Origin of the sequence: Pseudomonas sp. K5002 (genome assembly GCF_013386655.1) — a bacterium.
Taxonomy (GTDB): domain Bacteria; phylum Pseudomonadota; class Gammaproteobacteria; order Pseudomonadales; family Pseudomonadaceae; genus Aquipseudomonas.
This window is the reverse complement of sequence record NZ_JACARK010000567.1, coordinates 1-1,910: the sequence shown is the minus strand read 5'-3', so window position 1 is coordinate 1,910 and position 1,910 is coordinate 1. Positions and strand designations below refer to the sequence as shown.

4 protein-coding genes are annotated in these 1,910 nt (G+C 54.8%); 3 read left to right on the top strand and 1 reads right to left on the bottom strand.

Features of this window, described 5'->3' with window-relative positions:
• Positions 1-558: RHS repeat-associated core domain-containing protein (locus HX846_RS23565; protein ID WP_178966189.1), on the top strand; the 558-nt coding region annotated here is incomplete at its 5' end.
• Entirely contained in the window at positions 555-965 is a 411-nt protein-coding gene (locus tag HX846_RS23560; RefSeq protein WP_102369288.1) for a hypothetical protein, read from the top strand. The genes HX846_RS23565 and HX846_RS23560, both read left to right, overlap by 4 nt.
• A gap of 89 nt (positions 966-1,054) precedes the next feature.
• On the opposite strand, the gene HX846_RS23555 is transcribed toward HX846_RS23560, so the two are convergent.
• On the bottom strand, positions 1,055-1,492 hold the full coding sequence (locus HX846_RS23555) for a DUF3995 domain-containing protein (RefSeq protein ID WP_003214721.1): 438 nt from the start codon (positions 1,490-1,492) through the stop codon (positions 1,055-1,057).
• 93 nt (positions 1,493-1,585) lie between these two features.
• Here HX846_RS23555 and HX846_RS23550 point away from each other — a divergent pair.
• Positions 1,586-1,910 (top strand): DUF2946 domain-containing protein (locus tag HX846_RS23550; RefSeq protein ID WP_178966188.1); only part of this gene is annotated, 325 nt, incomplete at its 3' end.

The following is a 1,910-nucleotide window of genomic DNA, read 5'->3' as shown; positions in this document are numbered from 1 at the left end:
TACAACCGACATCGCTACTATAATCCGGATATTGGTCGTTATCTGACGCCCGACCCCGTGAAGCTGGCGGGTGGGCTGAACGGCTACCAATATGTGCCCAACCCGACGGGATGGGTTGACCCGCTTGGATTGAACACCTGCCCGGGTGGCGATGGATGTAAGCCGAAAGCCGTTGATAACGATCCTGCTAGAAAAGTAAAAGCCGATGAAGGTGTACCTTCGGCGCCAGTTATTAGAGGAGTTGATGCGGAAAGCTTGAATCGAACGCATAGTATCGAGGGGAAAAGATCAACCAAGCGAGTCGACGAAATCTCCCTCAGCATGCGGAGCAAGGGTTACGACACAAATGAGCCTATCGACGTGGTCGAGGTGAACGGGCAGCGCTATATTATCGACGGGCACCACCGAGCCTCAGCGGCAAGACGGACAAATACGCCAGTCACCATAAAATTGATAGAGAACCTAAATAGCCATAAGGGAACGCTCAAAAGTAAAGATGACGTAATAAACGCTTCGAATGCTGTTGGACTTGATAGGTTAGAAAGGCCGAGACGATGAAAAAGAACAACCTGGAGAATTTGATCCACGAATATCTATATCAGGTGAAAAGAGCGACTGATTTACTTGAGCGCACATTCGGAACAAAAAACATACTCCAGCTATGGCGCAGCAAAGAAATCCCGCAACGCGGGAGGATCACTGACAACATCTCCTACGAACTACACGGAATTGGCTGCAGAGTCGATTTTTCCGGAGTATGTATCGATTTCGACTATGGCCCAGACGAAAGAGTGGACGGCTTCGACCCGTGGCGGCTTTACATTTACGCATGCGAAGTACCACACCGGTACAAAAAGTACACCAACCAGAACACTCTCAAACTAGAATTCAATAATTATGTAGCGCAAGGAAAAGCACAAAAAATCACTGACTCCATGTCCAACCTATACTTCCTGAATCCTTGACCCTGCTCACCCCCTGACCAGCTGTCGCCAGGCGAACATTCGAGTTTACCCAGCGTAAAACTCACTCTTTCGCGGTAAACACTCCCCCCTCAACTCCACGCCACCACCAACAACCCCGCCCCCAACACCAAACACAGCGGCGAGTAAAAAAACGTATCCAGCCGCGCAAACCGCGACCCGCCGACCTTCTTGAAAAACCCTACCAGCTCCGAATCCCCAATCGCCCGGGCAAACATCACCAGTGCTACTGCACTAATCCCCCACTGCAACGCATGGTTGGACACCGGCTCGAAATACAGCCCGGCCCGCAAACACACCAACACCGCAATCGCCACCAACCCCACACCCACCAGCAACGTTCCCAGTGCCGACGGCTTGAACGCCGGTCGCGGCCCGCTGGCGAATTCACCCGGCAGCTGCGGAATAGCCGCCGTCACACCCAATTTGCCGCCGGCCGCCCAGTACAAATGCACCAGGCTGATAAAGCCAAAAACCCCGACGATCCATCGCGCGACTAAAAAGCTCATGGCTGGATATCCTTGGAAAAGTCCGAGAGAGGATAGCCCTCTTGAGATTTTTTGCAGGCAATTCGTCGGCGGCTGATGGTAAAGTGCCGCCCCATGAAACTCGCCCGTACCGACCGCTCGCTCATTGCCTGGATGCTCTACTGCTGCGTCCTGTTCAATGTGTTCGCCTGCAGCATCGGCCACGGGCAAATGGTCGGGATGCAGCTCAACGGCATCGGCGGCCAGTTCTGTACGGTGGACCCGCGCACCCAGGCGCCGGCGCCTTACAAGTCCACCGATGAATCCCTGCCCACGCTCTCGAAAGCCTTCGGTTGCCCGCTGTGCTCCACCGGCGGCATGGGCCCGGCGCTCAACTCCAGCCTCAACGTGGCGGTGCTTCCGCAACCCCATGCGCCGCCGCCCGCCATCGTTGCCAGTG

Coding starts and splice junctions, on each gene's coding strand:
- HX846_RS23560 (WP_102369288.1), top strand. CDS start 555: ATGAAAAAGAACAACCTGGAGAATTTGATCCACGAATATCTATATCAG.
- HX846_RS23555 (WP_003214721.1), bottom strand. CDS start 1,492: ATGAGCTTTTTAGTCGCGCGATGGATCGTCGGGGTTTTTGGCTTTATC.